The organism is Tessaracoccus aquimaris, from assembly GCF_001997345.1.
GTDB classification, from domain to species: domain Bacteria; phylum Actinomycetota; class Actinomycetes; order Propionibacteriales; family Propionibacteriaceae; genus Arachnia; species Arachnia aquimaris.
Genome location: NZ_CP019606.1, coordinates 2235941 through 2253978, shown reverse-complemented (window position 1 = coordinate 2253978; position 18038 = coordinate 2235941). Strand labels below are relative to the sequence as shown.

20 protein-coding genes are annotated in these 18038 nt (G+C 68.5%); 16 read left to right on the top strand and 4 right to left on the bottom strand.

Translation table 11 applies throughout. The features are described from left to right. Positions 1–8: 8 nt before the first annotated feature. Positions 9–1265, top strand: coding sequence for an alpha-L-fucosidase (locus BW730_RS10545; RefSeq protein WP_145952809.1), 1257 nt, complete (start codon positions 9–11; stop codon positions 1263–1265). Here BW730_RS10545 and BW730_RS10540 read toward each other — a convergent pair. Then, on the bottom strand, positions 1262–2404 hold the full coding sequence (locus BW730_RS10540; protein ID WP_077686200.1) for an ROK family transcriptional regulator: 1143 nt from the start codon (positions 2402–2404) through the stop codon (positions 1262–1264). The two genes, BW730_RS10545 and BW730_RS10540, sit on opposite strands and share 4 nt — an antisense overlap. A 193-nt stretch (positions 2405–2597) precedes the next feature. Here BW730_RS10540 and BW730_RS10535 point away from each other — a divergent pair, with 193 nt between their 5' ends. From BW730_RS10535 to BW730_RS10480, 13 genes are all read left to right on the top strand, one after another. Next, on the top strand, positions 2598–3878 hold the full coding sequence (locus BW730_RS10535; protein WP_077686199.1) for an ABC transporter substrate-binding protein: 1281 nt from the start codon (positions 2598–2600) through the stop codon (positions 3876–3878). Between the two features lie 59 nt (positions 3879–3937). After that, on the top strand, positions 3938–4801 hold the full coding sequence (locus tag BW730_RS10530) for a carbohydrate ABC transporter permease (protein WP_226996707.1): 864 nt from the start codon (positions 3938–3940) through the stop codon (positions 4799–4801). Then, positions 4791–5699 carry a carbohydrate ABC transporter permease gene (locus BW730_RS10525; RefSeq protein ID WP_077686197.1) on the top strand — a complete coding sequence of 303 codons (909 nt, stop codon included), beginning with the start codon at positions 4791–4793 and terminating at the stop codon, positions 5697–5699. Before BW730_RS10530 ends, BW730_RS10525 begins: the two co-directional genes overlap by 11 nt. Before the next feature lies 1 nt (position 5700). Further along, positions 5701–6621: an ROK family protein gene (locus BW730_RS10520; protein WP_077686196.1), complete on the top strand. Its 921-nt coding sequence runs from the start codon at positions 5701–5703 to the stop codon at positions 6619–6621. Between the two features lie 38 nt (positions 6622–6659). Continuing rightward, positions 6660–8234 (top strand): M81 family metallopeptidase, encoded by a 1575-nt coding sequence (locus BW730_RS10515; RefSeq protein ID WP_077687620.1) that lies wholly within the window; start codon positions 6660–6662, stop codon positions 8232–8234. Further along, positions 8228–9577: an alpha-L-fucosidase gene (locus BW730_RS10510; protein WP_077686195.1), complete on the top strand. Its 1350-nt coding sequence runs from the start codon at positions 8228–8230 to the stop codon at positions 9575–9577. The genes BW730_RS10515 and BW730_RS10510 overlap by 7 nt, the downstream gene beginning before the upstream one ends. A 69-nt stretch (positions 9578–9646) precedes the next feature. Then, the gene (gene cysE / locus BW730_RS10505; RefSeq protein WP_077686194.1) at positions 9647–10468 is read left to right on the top strand and encodes a serine O-acetyltransferase; all 822 of its coding nucleotides are present in this window, start codon (positions 9647–9649) and stop codon (positions 10466–10468) included. After that, a complete protein-coding gene (locus BW730_RS10500) occupies positions 10459–11271 on the top strand; it encodes a phosphotransferase (protein WP_077686193.1) in 813 nt (270 codons plus the stop codon). The genes cysE and BW730_RS10500 overlap by 10 nt, the downstream gene beginning before the upstream one ends. 47 nt (positions 11272–11318) lie before the next feature. Beyond that, on the top strand, positions 11319–11747 hold the full coding sequence (locus tag BW730_RS10495) for a CBS domain-containing protein (RefSeq protein ID WP_077686192.1): 429 nt from the start codon (positions 11319–11321) through the stop codon (positions 11745–11747). 17 nt (positions 11748–11764) lie between these two features. Further along, positions 11765–12703: a GNAT family N-acetyltransferase gene (locus BW730_RS10490; RefSeq protein ID WP_077686191.1), complete on the top strand. Its 939-nt coding sequence runs from the start codon at positions 11765–11767 to the stop codon at positions 12701–12703. A gap of 38 nt (positions 12704–12741) precedes the next feature. Then, the gene (locus tag BW730_RS10485) at positions 12742–13191 is read left to right on the top strand and encodes a methyltransferase family protein (protein ID WP_077686190.1); all 450 of its coding nucleotides are present in this window, start codon (positions 12742–12744) and stop codon (positions 13189–13191) included. Between the two features lie 83 nt (positions 13192–13274). Further along, positions 13275–13439, top strand: coding sequence for a DUF7218 family protein (locus BW730_RS20510; protein WP_471248199.1), 165 nt, complete (start codon positions 13275–13277; stop codon positions 13437–13439). A 36-nt stretch (positions 13440–13475) separates the two neighbouring features. Continuing rightward, entirely contained in the window at positions 13476–14888 is a 1413-nt protein-coding gene (locus BW730_RS10480; RefSeq protein ID WP_077684975.1) for an IS1380 family transposase, read from the top strand. A 148-nt stretch (positions 14889–15036) separates the two neighbouring features. Here BW730_RS10480 and BW730_RS18550 read toward each other — a convergent pair whose 3' ends face one another. Continuing rightward, positions 15037–15381 carry a hypothetical protein gene (locus BW730_RS18550; protein WP_158522599.1) on the bottom strand — a complete coding sequence of 115 codons (345 nt, stop codon included), beginning with the start codon at positions 15379–15381 and terminating at the stop codon, positions 15037–15039. After that, on the bottom strand, positions 15353–15691 hold the full coding sequence (locus tag BW730_RS18545) for a transposase (protein ID WP_158522598.1): 339 nt from the start codon (positions 15689–15691) through the stop codon (positions 15353–15355). The genes BW730_RS18550 and BW730_RS18545 overlap by 29 nt, the downstream gene beginning before the upstream one ends. Positions 15692–15808: 117 nt before the next feature. On the opposite strand from BW730_RS18545, the gene BW730_RS18540 reads away from it, so the two are divergent. Further along, the gene (locus tag BW730_RS18540) at positions 15809–16786 is read left to right on the top strand and encodes a magnesium transporter CorA family protein (RefSeq protein WP_158522596.1); all 978 of its coding nucleotides are present in this window, start codon (positions 15809–15811) and stop codon (positions 16784–16786) included. 93 nt (positions 16787–16879) lie between these two features. Then, complete coding sequence (locus BW730_RS20100; RefSeq protein ID WP_418082014.1) at positions 16880–17587, top strand: DNA methyltransferase; 708 nt, start codon at positions 16880–16882, stop codon at positions 17585–17587. 135 nt (positions 17588–17722) lie between these two features. On the opposite strand, the gene BW730_RS18135 is transcribed toward BW730_RS20100, so the two are convergent. Next, positions 17723–18034 carry a hypothetical protein gene (locus BW730_RS18135; RefSeq protein ID WP_145952807.1) on the bottom strand — a complete coding sequence of 104 codons (312 nt, stop codon included), beginning with the start codon at positions 18032–18034 and terminating at the stop codon, positions 17723–17725. Between the last annotated feature and the right edge of the window lie 4 nt (positions 18035–18038).

The following is an 18038-nucleotide window of genomic DNA, read 5'->3' as shown; positions in this document are numbered from 1 at the left end:
GAGGCGCGATGTCGCACTGGTTCACCGAGGCCCGCTTTGGTCTCTTCGTCCACTTCGGCCTCTACAGCGGCGCGGCCCGCCACGAGTGGGTGCAGACCTACGAGCAGATGAGCCCGAAGGAGTACCGCGTCTACTTCGACCACTTCGACCCCGACCGCTTCGACGCCGAGGCGATCGTGGCGGCCGCGGTCGCGGCGGGCATGGGCTACGCCGTCCTGACGACCAAGCACCACGAGGGCTTCGCGCTGTGGGACTCCGCCCTGACCGACTACACGGCGACCGCCGCCTGCGGGCGCGACCTGGTGCGCGAGTTCGTCGACGCCGCGCGGGCCGCGGGGCTGCGCGTCGGCCTCTACCACTCGCTGATCGACTGGCACCACCCCGACTTCACCATCGACTGGGTGCATCCGCTGCGCGAGCGCGCCGACGTCGCCGAGGCCAACGCATCGCGCGACATGGCCCGCTACCGCAACTTCCTGCACGGGCAGGTCGCCGAACTGCTCACCGGGTACGGAGAGATCGACTACCTCTTCTTCGACTACACCTACCCCGAGACCAAGCAGGGGCTCCGCGGCAAGTCGGCGGAGGACTGGGACTCGGCGGGCCTGCTTGCGCTCTGCCGACGCCTGCAGCCCGCGATGATCGTCAACGACCGGCTTGGAGTCGAGGGCGACTTCGTGACCCCCGAGCAGTACCAGCCGACCGCCCCGCTGCTCAAGGACGGCGCGCCTCAGGTCTGGGAGGCCTGCCAGACGATGAACGGGTCGTGGGGCTACGACCGCGACAACGTCAACCACAAGCCAGCCGCGCTGCTTGCGCAGATGCTCGTCGACTCTGTCTCGATGGACGGCAACATGCTGCTCAACGTCGGCCCCGACGGCAGGGGAGCGCTGACCCCGCACGACGCGGCGACGCTTGCCGAACTGGGGGCGTGGATGGACCTGCACCGCGATGCCGTCATCGGCTGCGGGCATGCGGACCTCGAGCCGCCGCGCGAGGGGGTCTACACGCGCCGCGGAAACAGGTTGTACCTGCACCTGCACTCCTGGCCGCTCGGCTTCGTGCACCTGCCCGACCTTGCCGGACGGGTCAGCTACGCGCGCCTGCTGAGCGACGGGTCCTGGCTGCGCACCTCCGTCAGCAGCCCCGACCAGCGGGCCTCGCACCTGACCCCGGCGGGGGAGCGGGCCGGGACGCTGACGGTGCACCTTCCGGTGCAGCGGCCAGACGTGCTGGTCCCCGTGATCGAGTTGACGCTGATCTAGGGAGCCGCGAGCGTCAACTCGTCGAGCACCAGGCGCGCGGCCCCCAGCAGCGGCGCGTCGGCGCCGGTGGTCGCGGCCTCGATCCGCAGCGTCTGGGTGACCAGGGGGTGGCAACTCGCGTACACGCGGCTGCGCACGGCGGCCAAGAACGGCTCGGAGGAACTCATCGACCCGGTGAGGAAGACCGCGTGAGGGTTGAAGAAGTTCACCACCCCGGAGAGCACCTGGCCGAGGTGGGTGCCGGCGCTTCGCACCAGGCCGGTGGCCGTGACGTCGGCCGCCCTGGCGAGTTCGAGCGCCTCGGCGGTGGTTGTCACGTCGTAGCCGGCCTGCCGGAGTTGACGGACCACCCCTGCCCCGCTCGCGACCGTCTCGAGGCAGTTGATGTTGCCGCAGGAGCACGGCACCTGTTCGTCCGAGTCGATCCTGGTGTGCGTGATGTCCCCGGCGGCGGAGGTGGCGCCGCGGTGCACCCGCCCGTCAACGATGATGCCGGAGCCGATCGCGGTGCCTGCCTTGACCGTGATCGAGTGGCGGCGGGTGCCGAGGCGGACCCGGTGTTCACCGAGGGCCGCGAGGTTCGCGTCGTTGTCGACGGCCACCGGCACGCCGAACACATCGCTGAGATGGTCGCCGACCCGGTATCCGGGCCAGCCGGGCATCCGGGAGGGCTGCTCGACCCCGCCGATCTCGGGGTTGACCGGGCCGGGGAGCGAGACCCCGATGCCGCGCAGCCTGCTCGAGCCGAACTCCCGCAGCGCGGCCGCCACCGCGTCGAGGGTCGGCACCGGACCCTCGGCCAGCGTGATGGGGAGCGCGGCGGTCTCCACGAGCGCGCCGCTGAGGCCGTGCCTGCCGAGCCGGGCGTGGCCGCCGCCGAGGTCGATGGTGAGCACCTCACCCTGGCCCCCGTTGATCTCCAGCAGTCGTGGGCGCCGTCCGCCGCTGGAGGCGCCTGCCCCGCTCTCCCGCAGCAGGCCGGTGTCGACGAGTGACTGGACCCGCAGCCCGACGGTCGACGCTGCGAGCCCGAGGGCCGAGGCCAGTTCGGTGCGGGAGCGGGCCTGCCCGCGCGCCACGAGGTCGAGGATGCGCTGCGCCGTGACGTCCGTCTCGCCGGTTTCAGGGGGAGTCCGCATGATCTTCCTTCGGGGTCAAAGTAAGACAAGGGTATCCCTCGACGGTCCGCGATGCGCCCGGTAGGTCACCTTTTGATAACTTTGCGCCTCCCTCTAGCGGTTTCCTGCTGGATATGTCACAGTAACTTCATTCAGTCGTGTGGAAAGTTGTTTCGATCATCGAACAAAGTCCACCACCCGAAGGAGGGTTTCAATGAAGAAGATCCGTTTGGGAGCAGTGGCCGCGGTCGCTGGGCTCGCCGTCGTGCTCACCGGCTGCGGTGGCGGCGGCAACTCGCCGACGCAGGGCGGCACGAACGGTGGCGGCGACAAGGGCGAGGCGATCGTCGTCGACATGTGGGCAGGCAGCGAGGACGACACCAAGGCGCTCGAGGCGCAGATGGACGTCGTCAAGAAGCAGAACCCCGACATCAAGGTCGAACTGCGCACCGCACCCTGGGGTGACTTCTTCACGAAGCTCACCACCAACATGGCCTCGAACAACATGGCCTGCGTGACCGGCATGAACTCCGGCATGCTCGCCAGCTACACCGACGGCTTCGCCGTCCTCACCGCCGACGACCTCAAGGCCGCTGGCCTTGCGGAGAGCGACTTCGCCGAGGGGTCCCTTGAGATCCTCAAGAACAAGGGCGAGCTGTACGGCCTCCCGTTCGACGTCGCCACCATGGTGACCTACTACAACGAGGATCAGCTGACGGCCGCGGGCGCGACGCTGCCAAAGATCGGCTGGACCTTCGACGACTTCGAGGCGGCGGCCAAGGCGGCAACCAAGGACGGCAAGTACGGCTTCGGCATCGGCATGGGTGGCTTCCAGTGGCAGGCGCTCCCGATCGCCAAGGCTGGCGTGCAGCCCGTCACGCAGGACGGCAAGCTGCAGCTCACCGACCCCGCCTTCCTCGACGCGGCCACCTGGTACGCGGGCCTCGTCACCGAGCAGAAGGTCGCGGCTCCTGTCGCATCGGCCTCTGACACCGGCTGGGGCGAGAACCAGTTCACCGGCGCCAACGCGGCGATGGCCGTCGACGGCACCTGGAACGCCGTCGGCTACCTCAACAACGACGCTGGCTTCAAGGCGGGCCTCGCCCCGCTGCCCGCGGGCGACAAGGGCAACCTGTCGCTGATCCTCGGCTCCGGCTACGGCATCTCCAAGAACTGCGCCAACAAGGACGCGGCCCTCAAGGTGCTCGGCTCGCTGCTGAGCAAGGACTCGCAGGACTCCATCGCAAGCTCCGGTCGCAGCTACCCGGCCCGCGCCGAGAGCCAGCCGCTGTACTTCGAGTCGATCGACGAGGCGCACCGCGACATGGTCAAGGCCACCTTCGAGGCGGCGTTCAAGAACGTCGAGGGCCAGTACGTCAGCGACAACTGGGCGAAGGTCGACACCTACGTCCAGCCCGAACTGGTCAGCGTCTACAACGGACAGCAGGACATGAAGACCGTGCTCGAGACTGCCCAGCAGCAGTTCGGCGGCTAGGGGAATCCTCGACGATGACCTCGACAACCGCGCGAACGCGACGCGGGTCTCTCGCAAGGATGGAGGCGCGCCAGGCGCTGGGCTTTGCCAGCCCAGCCCTGGTGGGCCTCGCCCTGTTCACGATCGTGCCTGTCGTCTTGTCCATCGTGATGAGCTTCTTCGACTGGCCGACGTTCGGCGCCCGCACCTTCAACGGCGGGGCGAACTACGGGCGCCTGCTCGATGACCCCAACTTCCTCCCGGCGCTGAAGAACTCGCTTGTCTTCACCGTCCTCTACGTCCCCACCAACATCATCTTGTCGCTGCTGCTCGCGATCGGGCTCGGCCCGCGCATTCGCGGCCGCGGCGCACTGAGGGTCCTGTTCTTCATCCCCGTCGTGACCCCGATGGTCGCCAACGTGCTGGTCTGGAAGATGCTGCTGCAGCCCCAGGGGCTCTTCAACGGCGTCGCCACCAGTTGGTTCGGCGTCGAACTGCCCAACTTCCTGGCCGACCGCAACTGGGCCATGATCATGGTCGTCGTGATGAGCGTGTGGCAGGGCCTCGGCTACAACATGCTGATCTTCTCCGCCGCGCTCGAGCAGTTGCCCGAGTCGGTGCTCGAGGCGGCCGCCATCGACGGTGCGTCGGGCTGGCGCGTCACCTGGGGCATCATCCTGCCGATGATCTCGCCGTCGATCTTCTTCGCGGCCGTCATGACGATGATCACCTCGCTTCAGGTCTTCGCGCAGCCACAGTTGCTCACCGGAGGCGGACCAGGCAACGCCACGCTGCCGTTGGTGATGTGGATCTACAACCAGGGCTTCAAGTTCCAGGACCTCGGCCTTGCAGCGGCTGGTGCCTGGATCCTGTTCGCCCTGATCATCATCATCACCGCCGTCCAGTTCGGTGCCCAGAAGAAGTGGGTGCACTATGAGCACTAGTCCGATGGCAATGCCGCTCGACGAGGGAGTCGAGGCCGAGCACCGCTCGCAGGCGAAGGCGCCGCTGACCCCCGGCCAGCGCGCCCGCCTGATCCTGGCCCACATCACGGTCTACCTGGCGGCGGCCCTGTTCATGCTTCCGCTCATCTACGCCTTCTTCTCGGCGCTCAAGCCGAACGGCGAGATGTTCGCGATGCCCCCGCGCCTGATCGGCTCTGAGGTCCGCTGGAGCAACTTCGTCGAGGTCTTCAAGTTCGGCCCGTTCTGGACCTACATCTTCAACTCGCTGTTGGTCGCGATCGCGGGCACCCTCGTCGTGCTGATCGTCTCGTCCTGCGCCGGCTACGCCTTCGGGCGGCTGCGCTGGAAGGGCCGCGACGCCGTCTTCATCCTCTTCCTCGCGACGCTGATGGTGCCAGCAGAGGTGCTGGTCATCCCGATGTTCCAGGTCATGCAGTGGTTCAACTGGGTCGACACCTACCAGGCGCTGGTCCTGCCCTTCGCGTTCGGCGCCTTCGGGACCTTCCTGATGCGCCAGTTCTTCCGCGGCATCCCCTACGAGATGGAGGAGGCGGCCCGCGTCGACGGCGCAGGCCCCATCAGGACCTTCGTCCTGATCCTGCTCCCGCTGTCGAAGTCGGCCCTCGCGGTGCTCTCGGTGTTCACCTTCCTGTCCTTCTGGAACAGCTACCTGTGGCCGCTGATCGTGACGGTCGACTACAACGCCCGCGGGACCCTCCCCGTCGGCCTCGCCAGCTTCTCCGGCCTCACCGGAACCCGCTGGGACCTGCAGATGGCGGCCGCGATCATCTCGATGATCCCCACCACGCTGCTCGTGATCGTCCTGCAGAAGCACCTCGTCAAGGGCATCGCCATGGCCGGCCTCGGGGGGCGGTGAGGTGGCACCCGAGCAGAACGCCATCGCTGGCATCGACATCGGAGGCACCAAGATCGCCGCGCTGCTCGTCGACGACGGTGGAGCGGTCCTGGCGAGGGGCGTCGTGCCCGCGCCAGCAAGCGACGGGGGCCCGGCCATGGCCGACGCCGCCGCCGGGCTGGTCGCCTCGCTCGTCGCGAGTTCCGGCGTGCGACTCGTCGCGGCAGGCGTGGGGGCAGCAGGGGTCATCGACGCCGAACGCGGCCACGTCACGGCCGCCTCCGACACGTTCACCGGCTGGGCGGGGTTCGCGCTCGGGCCCGAACTCGAACGCCGCCTCGGCGTGCCGGTCCGGGTGGAGAACGACGTCAACGCCTTCCTGCTCGGCGAGGTCGCCTGGGGAGAGGCCTCCGCCCCCGACGTGCTCGGCATCATGCTCGGCACCGGGGTCGGCGGCGCCGTCGTCCTCGACGGGAGGCTCAGGTACGGCCCGCACGGCGCGGCCGGCGAGATCGGGCACACCCCCGGCTACAGCGACCTGGTGTGCACCTGCGGCCAGGTCGGCCACCTCGAGACCCTCGCCTCCGGGCGCTCCATCGAACTGCGCTACGCGGAGGCCGCCGGGGTCGCCCGGTCCGCCGCCGCGATCGCCGACCTTGCCCGCACGGGCGACCCGACCGCGCTCGCCGTCTTCGACAAGGCGGGAAGGGCGCTCGCGATGGCCTGCGTCGCGACCGCAGGAGTGCTCGACCTGACCCGCGTCGTCGTCGGCGGAGGGGTAACGCACGCCTGGGACCTGCTGCTTCCCTCGCTCGAGGCGACGCTGCGCAGCGATGCCCCCGTCTCGGGTGTGCCGCTCGACGTGGTGCGTGCCAGGCTCGGGGGAGACGGCGTCGCCCTCGGTGCGGCCGCCGCCGCGCAACGACGACTCAACGCCGCCTGACCGAACCAAAGCTCACTGAGAAGGAAGTGACCCGCGCCGTGACTGACGCACCCCTGGCCCACGAGATCTGGATGGGACCGCTGCCCGCCGTCGGGCCCGGCGGCCTCGCCAGGCCGCGGATCGGCATCGCGGGGATCTCCATCGAGTCGAGCACCTTCTCGCCGCACATCTCCGGCGACGAGGCGTTCACGATCCGCACCGGCGAGGACCTGATCGGCTACTACCCGTTCCTCGACGAGGGCAGGGAACTGCGTGAGGCGGCGCAGTGGGTGCCGCTGACCCACGGCAGGTCGCTGCCAGGCGGGGCCGTCGCGCCGGAAACCTACTCCGCCATGAAGTCGGCCATCCTGGCGGGCATCGAGGCGGAGGGCCCGTTCGACGCATTGTTCTTCGACATCCACGGCGCGATGAGCGTCGTCGGCATGACCGACGCCGAGGGCGACCTCGCGCGCGCCGTCCGCGAGGCGCTCGGGCCGGACGTGCTCGTCTCCGCGTCGATGGACCTGCACGGCAACGTCTCGCGCGACCTGCTCGACGCCGTCGACCTGATCACCTGCTACCGGATGGCCCCGCACGAGGACTGGCTCAACACCAAGGAACGCGCCGTCCACAACCTGCTGACCAGGCTGCGCGGGCCGCACGGCTCCGATCCGCTGCTGCGCAGGCCGTGGAAGGCGTGGCGCCAGGTGCCGGTGCTGCTGCCTGGCGAGAAGACAAGCACCAGGCTCGAACCGGCCAAGGGCATCTACGACGCGGTCCCGGTCGCCACGGAGGTGCCAGGCGTGCTGGAGGCGGCCGTCTGGGTCGGCTACGCCTGGGCCGACGAGCCGCGCTGCCAGGCCGCCGTCGTCGTCACGGGCGACGACCGCGACGCCATCGCCCGCGAGGCGGAGCGGCTGGCCCGCCGCTACTGGGACGCGCGCGCCGACTTCGTCTTCGTCGGCCCCACCGCCACGCTTGACGAGGCGCTCGACGTCGCGCTGCTGCCCGGCGCCGCCCGACCGTTCCTGATCTCCGACTCCGGCGACAACCCGACCGCGGGTGGCGCGGGGGACGTGTCCTGGACGCTCGGGCGCCTGCTGGAGCGCGCCGCCCTGCGCGACCCGGACCTCACCGTCATCCACGCCTCGATCTTCGACCCGGCGGCGGTCGCCACGGCGGTCGCGGCGGGCGTCGGCGCCACCGTCGAGGTGGAGGTGGGCGGCCGCGTCGACCCCGGACCCTCGGGGCCGGTGAGGCTCCGCGGCGAGGTCTTCTCCGTGACCAACGGCGACCCGGTCGCGGGCACCCAGGTCGTGGTGCGGGCCGGGGCGGTGCACGCCATCATCACCGAGCGTCGCAAGCCCTTCCACCACCTCGACGACTTCCGCAGCCTCGGCCTCGACCCGGCGGCCGCCGATGTCGTGATCGTCAAGATCGGCTATCTGGAGCCCGAACTCCACGACCTCGCGGGCGACTGGATCCTCGCGCTCACCCCAGGCGGCGTCGACCAGGACCTGATCCGGCTCGGCCACCACCGGCTCGCCCCCGGCGTCTACCCGTTCGACACCACCGTCGAGCACCCCGACCTGACCCCTGTCGTGACCCGACGAGGAGAGGAAGCCCCATGCTGAACTTCGAGACCCGCACCGGCCCCGACTTCGGCGCCAACCCGCCCCACTACCCAGAGGCCCGCGTCCCCGAGTGGTACCGCGACGCGAAGCTCGGCTTCTTCATCCACTGGGGCCTGTACTCGGTCCCCGCGTGGGCCACGACCCACGGCCCCGGCGGCGTCCCCGTCGAGGACGCCTACACGCACCACCAGTACGCCGAGTGGTACGGCAACACCGTCAGGATCGCGGGCAGCCCCACCTGGGAGCGCCACCAGCGCGTCTTCGGGGTCGGCACCAGCTACGAGGACCTGGCCGACCTGTGGAAGGCCGAGGCGTTCGACGCGGACGCGTTCGTCGCCGAGCTGGTGGGCGCGGGCGCCCGCTACGTCATCCCCACCACGAAGCACCACGAAGGCTTCTGCCTGTGGGACACCCCCTCGACCGGCTTCAACGCCGCCCGCCGCGGCCCCCGCCGCGACCTCGTCCAGGAACTGCACGACGCGACCCGCGCCGCGGGCGCCAGGTTCGGGGTGTACTACTCGGGCGCGCTCGACTGGCACGTCTCCGACTTCCCGCCCATCGAGTCCGACACCGACCTGTTCCGGTTCCGCCGCAACGACAAGCAGTTCGCCCGCTACTCGGCCGACCAACTCGAGGAACTCGTCGCCCGGTTCGCCCCGGACGTGCTGTGGAACGACATCGAGTGGCCCGACGGCGGCAAGGATGCAGACGAGCACTCGCTCGCGGAGATGTTCCGCCGCTACTACCTGGCCGTCCCCGACGGCGTCATCAACGACCGCTGGGGAGTGCCGTACCACGGCTTCCTCACCCGCGAGTACTCGCACGTCCCCGAGATCATGGCCGACCCCTGGGAGGCGACCCGCGGGCTCGGCTTCTCCTTCGGGTTCAACCAGGACGAGGACGACTCCCACTCGCTGTCCGGCGCTGCCCTGATCCGGCTGCTCGTCGACGTCGTCAGCAAGAACGGCAACCTGCTCATCAACGTCGGGCCGCGGGCCGACGGCTCGATCCCCGGACTGCAACTCGCCGCGATGCGCGAGCTCGGCGCCTGGCTTCGGACCAACGGGCAGGCCGTGTACGGCACCCGGCCGTGGCTGCGCGCCGGGGAGGCAACCGGCGCGCCGCGCGCCTACACCGCGAGCGGCGGGGCGGTGCACGTCCACGCGCTCGACCCGTCGACCGGCCGGCTCGAGCTACCCGCTGAGCTCGACGGGCGCGCCGCGACCTGGGCGGGCGGAGCGGAGGCCGCGATCGAGCGCCGCGACGGAGCCGCCGTGCTGCTGATCCCCGACGCGCTGCGCGCCGAGCCCGTCGCCGTCGCGACATTCGGGGAGGTTCGCTGACAGCGGACTGCACGGGATGAGGCTCCCGTGGGTCGGTAGCCTTGGTGGGTCAGCTGCAGAGGAGGGCCCATGGATCCCGCGCTCATCGTTCCCGACGATCAGGTCTGGGAGTCGATCAAGTCGGAGTGCGCCGCGGCCGCGGCCACCGAGCCGTTGCTCGCCGGGTTCCTGCACGCCACCGTGCTCAGCCAGCCCGACATCGAGGAGTCGCTGAGCTACCTGCTGGCGAGCAAGTTGGAGAACTCGACGCTGCCCGCCCTCGGGCTGCGCGACATCTTCTTCGACGTGCTGCAGGAGGACGAGTGCATCCAGCGCGCGATCCTCGCCGACCTGCAGGCCGTCGTCTCACGCGACCCCGCCTGCCCCGGCTACGCCAACCCGCTGCTCTATTTCAAGGGATTCCAGGCCATCCAGGCCTACCGCGTCGCGCACCACTACTGGGTGCAGGGCCGCAAGGCGCTCGCCTGGTACCTGCAGTCGCGCATCTCCGAGGTGTGGGCCGTCGACATCCACCCGGGCGCGCGGCTCGGCAAGGGCATCATGTTCGACCACGCCACCAGCGTCGTGATCGGCGAGACCGCCGTCGTCGACGACGACTTCTCGATGCTGCACGAGGTCACCCTCGGCGGCTCCGGCAAGGAGGGCGGCGACCGGCACCCGAAGATCGGCCGCGGCGTGCTGATCGGCGCGGGCGCAAAGGTCCTCGGCAACATCCGGATCGGCGACTGCGCCAAGATCGGCGCGGGCTCCGTCGTCCTCAAGGACGTGCCCGACCACACGACGGTCGCTGGCGTCCCGGCCAAGGTCGTCAACGTGCCCGCCACCTCGCTGCCTGCCTTCGACATGAACCAGAACTTCGAGGCCCTCGACGCCTTCGACCCATGCATCTAGACCCCTCCGAGGAGATCCCGCTTGCAGGCGGCGACGTCACCGAGGGCGTGGTCCGGGTCGGTGACACCGTCCGCCGCCCGATCGGCGAACACAGCGACCAGGTGCACGTCGTACTGCGGCACCTCGAGGCCAGCGGCTTCGACGGCGCGCCGAGGCTGCTCGGGGTCGATGACCGGGGCCGCGAGATCCTGACCTTCGTCGACGGCGAGGTCGCCGGACGGCCCTGGCCGTCGTGGGTCGGCGACCTGGAACGCGGCCGCTCGGTCGCCCGCCTGCTGCGCCGTCTCGACGACGCCATGCTCGACCTCGGCCTCCCCGACGGTGCCACGGCCGGCCCGCGTCCGGAGGGTTCTCCGGAGCCGGTCGGCCCGGCGCCGACGTTCCTCGGGCACCGCGACATCACCCCCGAGAACACCGTCTTCCGCGACGGCGCCGCGGTCGCCCTGATCGACTTCGACCTGACCCGGCCGAGTTCGCGCGTCGACGAGGTCGTCAACCTGCTGCAGTGGTGGGGCGGGTGGCAGGCGCCCGAGGATCGCGACCCGGCGTTCGACGGCGTGGACGTCGCGCGGCGCGGTAGGGCGCTGGTCGACGCCTACGGGCTGGACGCGGCGGATCGCGCCTGGCTGGTGCCCGCGTCGATCTCGACCGCGGAGCGTTCCTGGTTCTCGATGCGGGATCGCGCCGGGCGACTCGGGGGCGGCTGGGCGAGGATGTGGGACGACGGCGTCGGCGACGCGATCCGACGCCGCGAACTGTGGCTCCGCGGGGCCGCGGAAACGCTGGGTTCCGCGCTGGCCTGATCGCCCGATTTCCGCCGCGCCCGGGCGGCGAGGCGTTAGCGTGAGACATGCGGATCACAGACGTCATCAACCACAAGGGCAGTGCGGTCGTCACGGCCCGACCCGACGACGACGTGGCCCACCTGGTGGGCCTCCTCACGGACAACAACATCGGCGCTGTCGTGGTCGCGGGAGCCCACGGCGACGTGGCCGGGATTGTGGGGGAGCGGGACGTGGTCCGCGCCCTCGCCCGGTTCGGCGCCGAGGTGCTCGGCATGCCGATCTCGGCCATCATGACCCCAGAGGTGCACACCTGCGGCATGGACGATGACCTCGCCGACATCGCCGCCACCATGACCGAATTGAGGATCAGGCACATTCCCGTCCTCGTCGACGGTCACCTCGCGGCCATCGTGTCCATCGGCGACCTCGTCAAGAACCGGATCGACCAGTTGCAGTCCGAACAGGAGCATCTCGTCAACTACCTGCACGGCTGATCGGCGAGGATGGCGTCATGCCTGAGATGACCTGGTCCCACCTCACCGCCGACACCGTCGAGCAGTGGGCCGACCTCACCAACGAGTTGGCGCGCGCCGATCAGACCCAGGAGTTCTACGAGGCCGAGGACCTGGCCGAGGAACTCACGGAGGCGGGCATGACCCCCGCGACGGACACCTGGGCCGCCTGGGACGGCGACACGCTGATCGCCTACGGCCAGTTGCGCGTCGGGTTCACCGCGGGCGACGACGGGGAGGTGCGCCTCCAGATCGACGGCGGGGTGCGACCCCAGTGGCGCGGACGCGGGATCGGCCGGGACCTGATGGACAGGGCCGAGGCGAGGGCCGCGGCCCTGAACGCCGAGCGCAACCCCGGATCGACCGGGCTGCTGCGCGTCTCGGCGGGCCTTGAGGGCTCGTCGGCGTACCGGATGCTGAAGGCGCGCGGATACCTGCCGGTGCGCTACTTCACGCTGATGGAGCGCGACAACCCGGGCGAACCGCTCGACGTCGACTGGGCCGGCCTGGCTTCGCCGACCCCCGAGGACGAGGAGGCGGTCCGGGTCGCCCACAACGCGGCCTTCACCGACCACTGGGGCTTCGCGCCGTGGACGGCAGAGCGGTGGCACGACGTCTACGCGGGTCGCCCTGCGCGGCCACAGGTCTCGACCATCTCGCGCCGCGACGACGGCTCCGTCGACGCTTACGTGCTGGTCAGCCAGTACGAGCCGAAGGAACTGTGGGTCGGGTTGGTCGGCACGATCCGCGAGGCGCGCGGCACGGGGCTTGCGACCAGGGCGCTGGCGAGGTCGCTCGAACTGGCCCGCGACGTCGACGGCATCACGGTCGTCGGCCTCGACGTGGACTCCGAATCGCCGACCGGGGCGACCCGCCTGTACGAGAGGCTGGGGTTCGTCGCCAAGCAGACAACAGTGACGATGACGCGACCAGCCTGACGTCGCCCGCGGGGCGGCACCGACAAGGAGAGTTCGATATGCACATTCCACCGCCCGTCCCGTTCACCCTCGCCTGGATCGCGCAGTCGCTGATCGTGCGGAAGAATCGCGACACCCCGGTGCCGGTGCTGTCCCGGGCCGCCGGCGTCGCCGTCGGTGGGGTGTCGCTCGCGCTGATGGGCGGCACCGTCGCCCAGTTCCGGCTAGGTGACACCACGATCGACCCGGCACGCCCCGACCGGTCGAGCACGCTGATCACCACCGGCCCCAACCGGCTGACCCGCAACCCCATCTATCTGGGCTTCGCTGGCCTGCTCGTCGCGCACGCGCTGTGGCGTGGCTCGCTCACCGCTGCCCTGCCCGTCGCTGGCTTCGTCGCGGCCGTCACGCCGCAGATCGAGCACGAGGAGGACGCGCTGATGTCGCGCTTCGGCAGGGCTTACGCGCGCTACGTGGGTCGCGTGCCGAGGTGGGTCAGTTGGCGCTGACCAGTCGAGTCGGGTGAGACGGCAGGGGTTCCCTTCGGGCGGCCCTGGGCGTAGCGTCGAGGACCAGCCAGAAGGAGGCAGCCATGCCGGCCAAGAGGGACCCGGGCCCAAGCGTCAAGGACAAGGAACTCTACGAGGCGCTCCGAGAGGAGGGGAACTCTAACCTCGAGATTTCACGGGGGTGTGGTCTCGACCGGCGGAATGAATGGCGAAAGGTGCTCCTGGCCTGGGATGATACGAGGTGTTGAGACCCGTAGCCATCCGCTGGAAGGAGCACCTTTCAGGTGTCCCACCCTACCTTGTTCTTCTACCCCCGTCCGCGGGTGGACGTCGCCGAGGTTCCGGCCCTCGCGCATGCGGGCGCTGTGCTGCTGACCGACACGATTCACGCCACTGGCCTCGCTGCTTCGCTGCGTGAGGCGCTGGATTCGTGGACGAAACCGCTGGCAGAGCATCACAGCTCGAAGGTCCTGCTGGATCTCGCACTCACTCTCGCGATCGGCGGCGAGCACGCTTCGGATGCTGATCTGCTGCGGTGCGAACCGGACCTGTTCGGTGACGTCGCCTCGGCCCCCACGATCTCCCGCATGCTCACCACGCTGGCTGAGGACGCGCCCGCCGTGATCGAGGCGATCTCGAATGCCCGTCGCGCCGCGCGGGAACGGGCCTGGGCCTTGGCCGGGGAGCACTCCCCCGCCGCGGGGGCCAGTGCGAAGAGCCCGCTGGTCATCGACCTCGACGCCACCCTGATCAACGTCCACAGCGAGAAGGAGCAGGCCGCACCGACGTTCAAACGCGGCTTCGGCTATCACCCGCTGTGCGCGTTCCTCGACCACGGCAGCGAAGGGACTGGGGAACCGCTGGCGATCCATCTCCGCCCCGGCAACGCCGGCTCGAACACCGCGGCTGATCACATCACCGTCACCAAGGCCGCGCTCGCGCAGCTCCCACCAGCCCTGCTGGCCCGGAGCAGGCGGGGGTCGAAGAAGATTCTGATCCGCACCGACGGAGCCGGCGGCACCAAGGACTTCGTCAAGTGGCTGACCAGGCGGCGGCTGGCCTACTCCGTCGGGTTCACTCTCCCCGCGCACACTCCTGACCTGCTGGAACATATCGATGAGGCGCAGGCGTGGACTCCGGCCTATGACACCGATACCGACGGGATCCGCGAGGGGGCGTGGGTGGCGGAGCTGACCGGACTGCTGGACCTGTCCGGGTGGCCTGCCGGGATGCGGGTGATCGTGCGGAAGGAACGCCCCCACCCCGGAGCGCAACTACGGATCACCGATCACGAAGGAATGCGCATCACCGCGTTCGCCACCAACACCCCGCGCGGCCAGCTACCCGTCCTCGAGCTGCGTCACCGCCGCCGCGCACGATGCGAAGACCGGATCCGCAACGCCAAGGACCTGGGCTTGATGAAGTTCCCGCTGCAGGGCTTCGCGCAGAACCAGATCTGGTGCCAGATCATCCAGCTCGCCTCCGAGCTCGTCGCCTGGATGCAGACCATAGCTCTGACCGGCCATGACGCGAGGAAGTGGGAACCCAAACGGCTCCGCGCACGCTTGTTCGAGATCCCCGCGACTCTCGTGCGCCGCTGCCGGCACAAGGTCCTCCATCTCGCCGAACACGCCCCCGAAGCCCGAACCGTCCTAACCGGCATGAACCGGCTCCGCACCGCCGTCGCACAGACCTGACCAGGCGGCTCCACCCGCCCCACCGACCAGCAGAATCCTCCTCTCGGGAGTGGAACCCGACCGCCCGCAACGGACACTGCGACGATCTGTCACACCCACATGCCAGAATCAGCAGCTGAACACCGGCAACGACGCCGAACGCCCCCGCTCACCAACCCGATGAAACATCGAGGCTAGAGGCTTCGGCGCAGGTGCACAGTAGAGCGTGCTCGAGGGCCTGCAACGGCAATGCCTCGGTGGGCAGGCGGGCCGCGACGGCCCAGCCGACGATCCGCCGCGTGCGGACGTCCGTGAAGAGCGCGGCGTCGCAGAGCCCTTTCGGGATGCGAACGCAGGTGAACTTTGCGGCCCAGATGCCGCGGGCAGAGGCTGGGCGCTGCTTCGCGGCTCGGCAGCCGCGGGAGGTGAGAAACCCACATTCTGTCGTGCCGACCACGCGGCAGACAGCCTCGAAACCGAATTGTTCACGGTGCATATCGATGAACCGGATCATTTCGTCGTGGGGCGATCGGGCTGCGCGGATAAAATGCCGATGCCTTCTTCAAGATCTCGTTCGCACGGCGCATGTCGGTCACTTCGCTCCTCAGCCGGCGATTCTCCTCCTCGAGCGATTCCTGCGGACGGGACGATCTCTCGGCGGGGCCGTAGCGGTTGCACCAGCTCCGCAAGGGCTCCTCACCGACGCCGAGCTCGGGCGCGACGGCGCGGGTCGACTGCGCTCCTGGGCCACTTTCAAGGGCGTGGCGGGCGTAGACCATGCGGACCGCACGATCACGCAGCTCCGAGCAGAACTTCGTGGGCATACTCCAGTTCTCCTTCGTGAGACTCGGGAAGGAGACCCAGCGCGCTACAGCGTCCTGGCCGGCATCGTGAGCGGCTCTGGCTCTCGCATCTCCCCTCTGCGCCACTACACTCGCCGGATGACTGAACACCTTGGATGCTCCGGTGGCACCGCACACGCGATGCGACCGCAGGTCCGACCAAAGCAACAGCAGCCGATTGCGGATCTCCGATCATTGATCACGGATCGAGGCGAGGTCGTCGACTGCCAATGTGGGCGCGAGCACACGGTTGACCAACTTGGAACTGAATTCGAGTTCCCGGAGAACATGCGAGAAATCCTGCGTGAAGGAGCCGGTCGCCCTCGCCTGGATGTATTCGGCCCCTCCTTCCTTCTGCGAATAAACCGGATCGCAAAAGCAGGGCAAGAAGATCTACGAATAGAATCACTACACATTGTCTTTCATGACGACTGGCTGGTGGTCTTTGAAGATGTCGACGGAATCGGGACCGCCTGGCATCCGGCGGAAGACAACTCAGGGCGATACTTTGCCGCAGATGAGGCGGAACTGACGCTAACGCTCATCGTCGAGGCCGCGATCGATTCCTATGACTCTGCCGCACTTTCCCTGGAGGACGGCACTGCGGACTGCGAGTCGAGTATTTTCGGGGAATTCGAGAAGGACATCGAGAGCGTTTATCGGCTCGGCTCCGATGCCAGCAAGGTCCGCTCCTCTCTTGCTTCCCTGTGCCGGTTCATCGATCGAATCCCCGCGCCAGGGGCGTCGAAGAACTCAGACTGGTCAGCCGATGCTGCGGCCTTCGCCGAGGACGCAGATGACCTTCTGTCCAGAGTGTCCGGCATCCACGCACGGCTGACACAGCTCGTTACGGTTTACTTGGCCCTAGTGGCCCAGAAACAGAACGAGGACATGAAGCGCGTTTCAGGGTGGGCCGCCATCCTATTCACTCCGAGCCTTGTCGGAGCGATATACGGGATGAATTTTGCGTCAATTCCGGAACTTACCTGGGATTTTGGCTACCCGCTATCGATTCTGGCAATGGTCATCATCTCCGCGGGCCTGTACGCCGTCTTCCGCCGTCAGCGTTGGCTCTAGCCTCGATGTTTCATCGGGCTGGTGGGCGGGGGCGTTCGGCGTCGTTGCCGGTGTTCAGCTGCTGAACGGCTCGGCTACCCAACCCAGAAGCCCTTGGCGCTGCTGGAACGGATCATCAAGCTCACTACCAATCCGGGTGCGGTGGTCCTGGACCCGTTCTGCGGGTGCGGGACGACGGTAGACGCGGCGCAGAAGCTCGGTCGGTCGTGGGTAGGCATCGACATCACGTACATCTCGATTGACCTCATCATCAAGCGGTTGCAGGCCACTTTCGGCCAGTCCGTCATGGACCAGGTAGTGGTGGATGGAATCCCGTACGACATGCAGTCGGCGCAGCGCCTGTTCGAGAAGTCGCCGTTCGACTTCGAGCGCTGGGCGGTCTCGATGCTCCACGCCCAGCCGAACGAGAGGCAGGTCGGAGACAAGGGCATCGACGGCGTTCGCCGGTTCATCATCGACAGCACCACCGTTGGCAAGGTCCTTGTCTCAGTGAAGGGCGGCAAGACGGTGCCCCCGACCCACGTGCGCGATCTCGTTGGGACCGTCCACAATGCCCGCGACGCGCAGCTCGGCGTGCTGATCACCCTCAACGACACGCTCACACGAGGCGCCCAAGAGGTCATCGACACGTCCGGCTTCTGGACCCATCCTGCGAACGGTCAGGACTTCCCGACCTTGCAGCACATCGCCGTGCGAGAACTCATGGCCGGCCATCGACCCAACCTGCCAACCGCCCTCGCCCCGTATATCTCCGCTCAACGAGGCATCGAGTTCGTGGACCAAGGGAAGCTGTTTGGTTGAGATGCCGGAGCCTCGATAGCCTGCCGCGCCGGTGCGCCACAAACGCTCTGTCGTGGGTCGATCAGGGCGCCCTGTACGTTTGGGACTTCATGCCAACACTCACGGGCCCTCTGGCTCTATCCGAGTGCTTCGCCTCTACCGGCTCTGGCCCGGCTTCGGCCAGCTGTCCAACTTCTCCGACCAGTACGCGGCGGCGACTCGACGCTTCTTGTCGTTTGGGTCGTAGCTGGCATGAACGGTGACTGCGAAGCCGCCGCCTTCGTCTTCGATGGCGTCAGCCCAGTCCACTAGCCAGTCGTCGTCGCCGAAGTACTCCGTGAACCCCGCCGCTAGCCTCGAGTTTTCATAGCGGTGTGGTCTCGATGGGTGGGAGGCATAGAGAAAGGTGCTCCTGGCCTGGGATGATACGGGGTGTTGAAGCTCGTAGCCATCCGCCGGAAGGAGCACCTTT

What these genes read in the sequence shown, in the direction of transcription:
- BW730_RS10545 (WP_145952809.1), top strand. Translation starts at nt 9, where the DNA reads ATGTCGCACTGGTTCACCGAGGCCCGCTTTGGTCTCTTCGTCCACTTC.
- BW730_RS10540 (WP_077686200.1), bottom strand. Translation starts at nt 2,404, where the DNA reads ATGCGGACTCCCCCTGAAACCGGCGAGACGGACGTCACGGCGCAGCGC.
- BW730_RS10535 (WP_077686199.1), top strand. Translation starts at nt 2,598, where the DNA reads ATGAAGAAGATCCGTTTGGGAGCAGTGGCCGCGGTCGCTGGGCTCGCC.
- BW730_RS10530 (WP_226996707.1), top strand. Translation starts at nt 3,938, where the DNA reads ATGGAGGCGCGCCAGGCGCTGGGCTTTGCCAGCCCAGCCCTGGTGGGC.
- BW730_RS10525 (WP_077686197.1), top strand. Translation starts at nt 4,791, where the DNA reads ATGAGCACTAGTCCGATGGCAATGCCGCTCGACGAGGGAGTCGAGGCC.
- BW730_RS10510 (WP_077686195.1), top strand. Translation starts at nt 8,228, where the DNA reads ATGCTGAACTTCGAGACCCGCACCGGCCCCGACTTCGGCGCCAACCCG.
- cysE (WP_077686194.1), top strand. Translation starts at nt 9,647, where the DNA reads ATGGATCCCGCGCTCATCGTTCCCGACGATCAGGTCTGGGAGTCGATC.
- BW730_RS10500 (WP_077686193.1), top strand. Translation starts at nt 10,459, where the DNA reads ATGCATCTAGACCCCTCCGAGGAGATCCCGCTTGCAGGCGGCGACGTC.
- BW730_RS10495 (WP_077686192.1), top strand. Translation starts at nt 11,319, where the DNA reads ATGCGGATCACAGACGTCATCAACCACAAGGGCAGTGCGGTCGTCACG.
- BW730_RS10490 (WP_077686191.1), top strand. Translation starts at nt 11,765, where the DNA reads ATGCCTGAGATGACCTGGTCCCACCTCACCGCCGACACCGTCGAGCAG.
- BW730_RS10485 (WP_077686190.1), top strand. Translation starts at nt 12,742, where the DNA reads ATGCACATTCCACCGCCCGTCCCGTTCACCCTCGCCTGGATCGCGCAG.
- BW730_RS20510 (WP_471248199.1), top strand. Translation starts at nt 13,275, where the DNA reads ATGCCGGCCAAGAGGGACCCGGGCCCAAGCGTCAAGGACAAGGAACTC.
- BW730_RS18550 (WP_158522599.1), bottom strand. Translation starts at nt 15,381, where the DNA reads ATGATCCGGTTCATCGATATGCACCGTGAACAATTCGGTTTCGAGGCT.
- BW730_RS18545 (WP_158522598.1), bottom strand. Translation starts at nt 15,691, where the DNA reads ATGCCCACGAAGTTCTGCTCGGAGCTGCGTGATCGTGCGGTCCGCATG.
- BW730_RS18540 (WP_158522596.1), top strand. Translation starts at nt 15,809, where the DNA reads ATGACTGAACACCTTGGATGCTCCGGTGGCACCGCACACGCGATGCGA.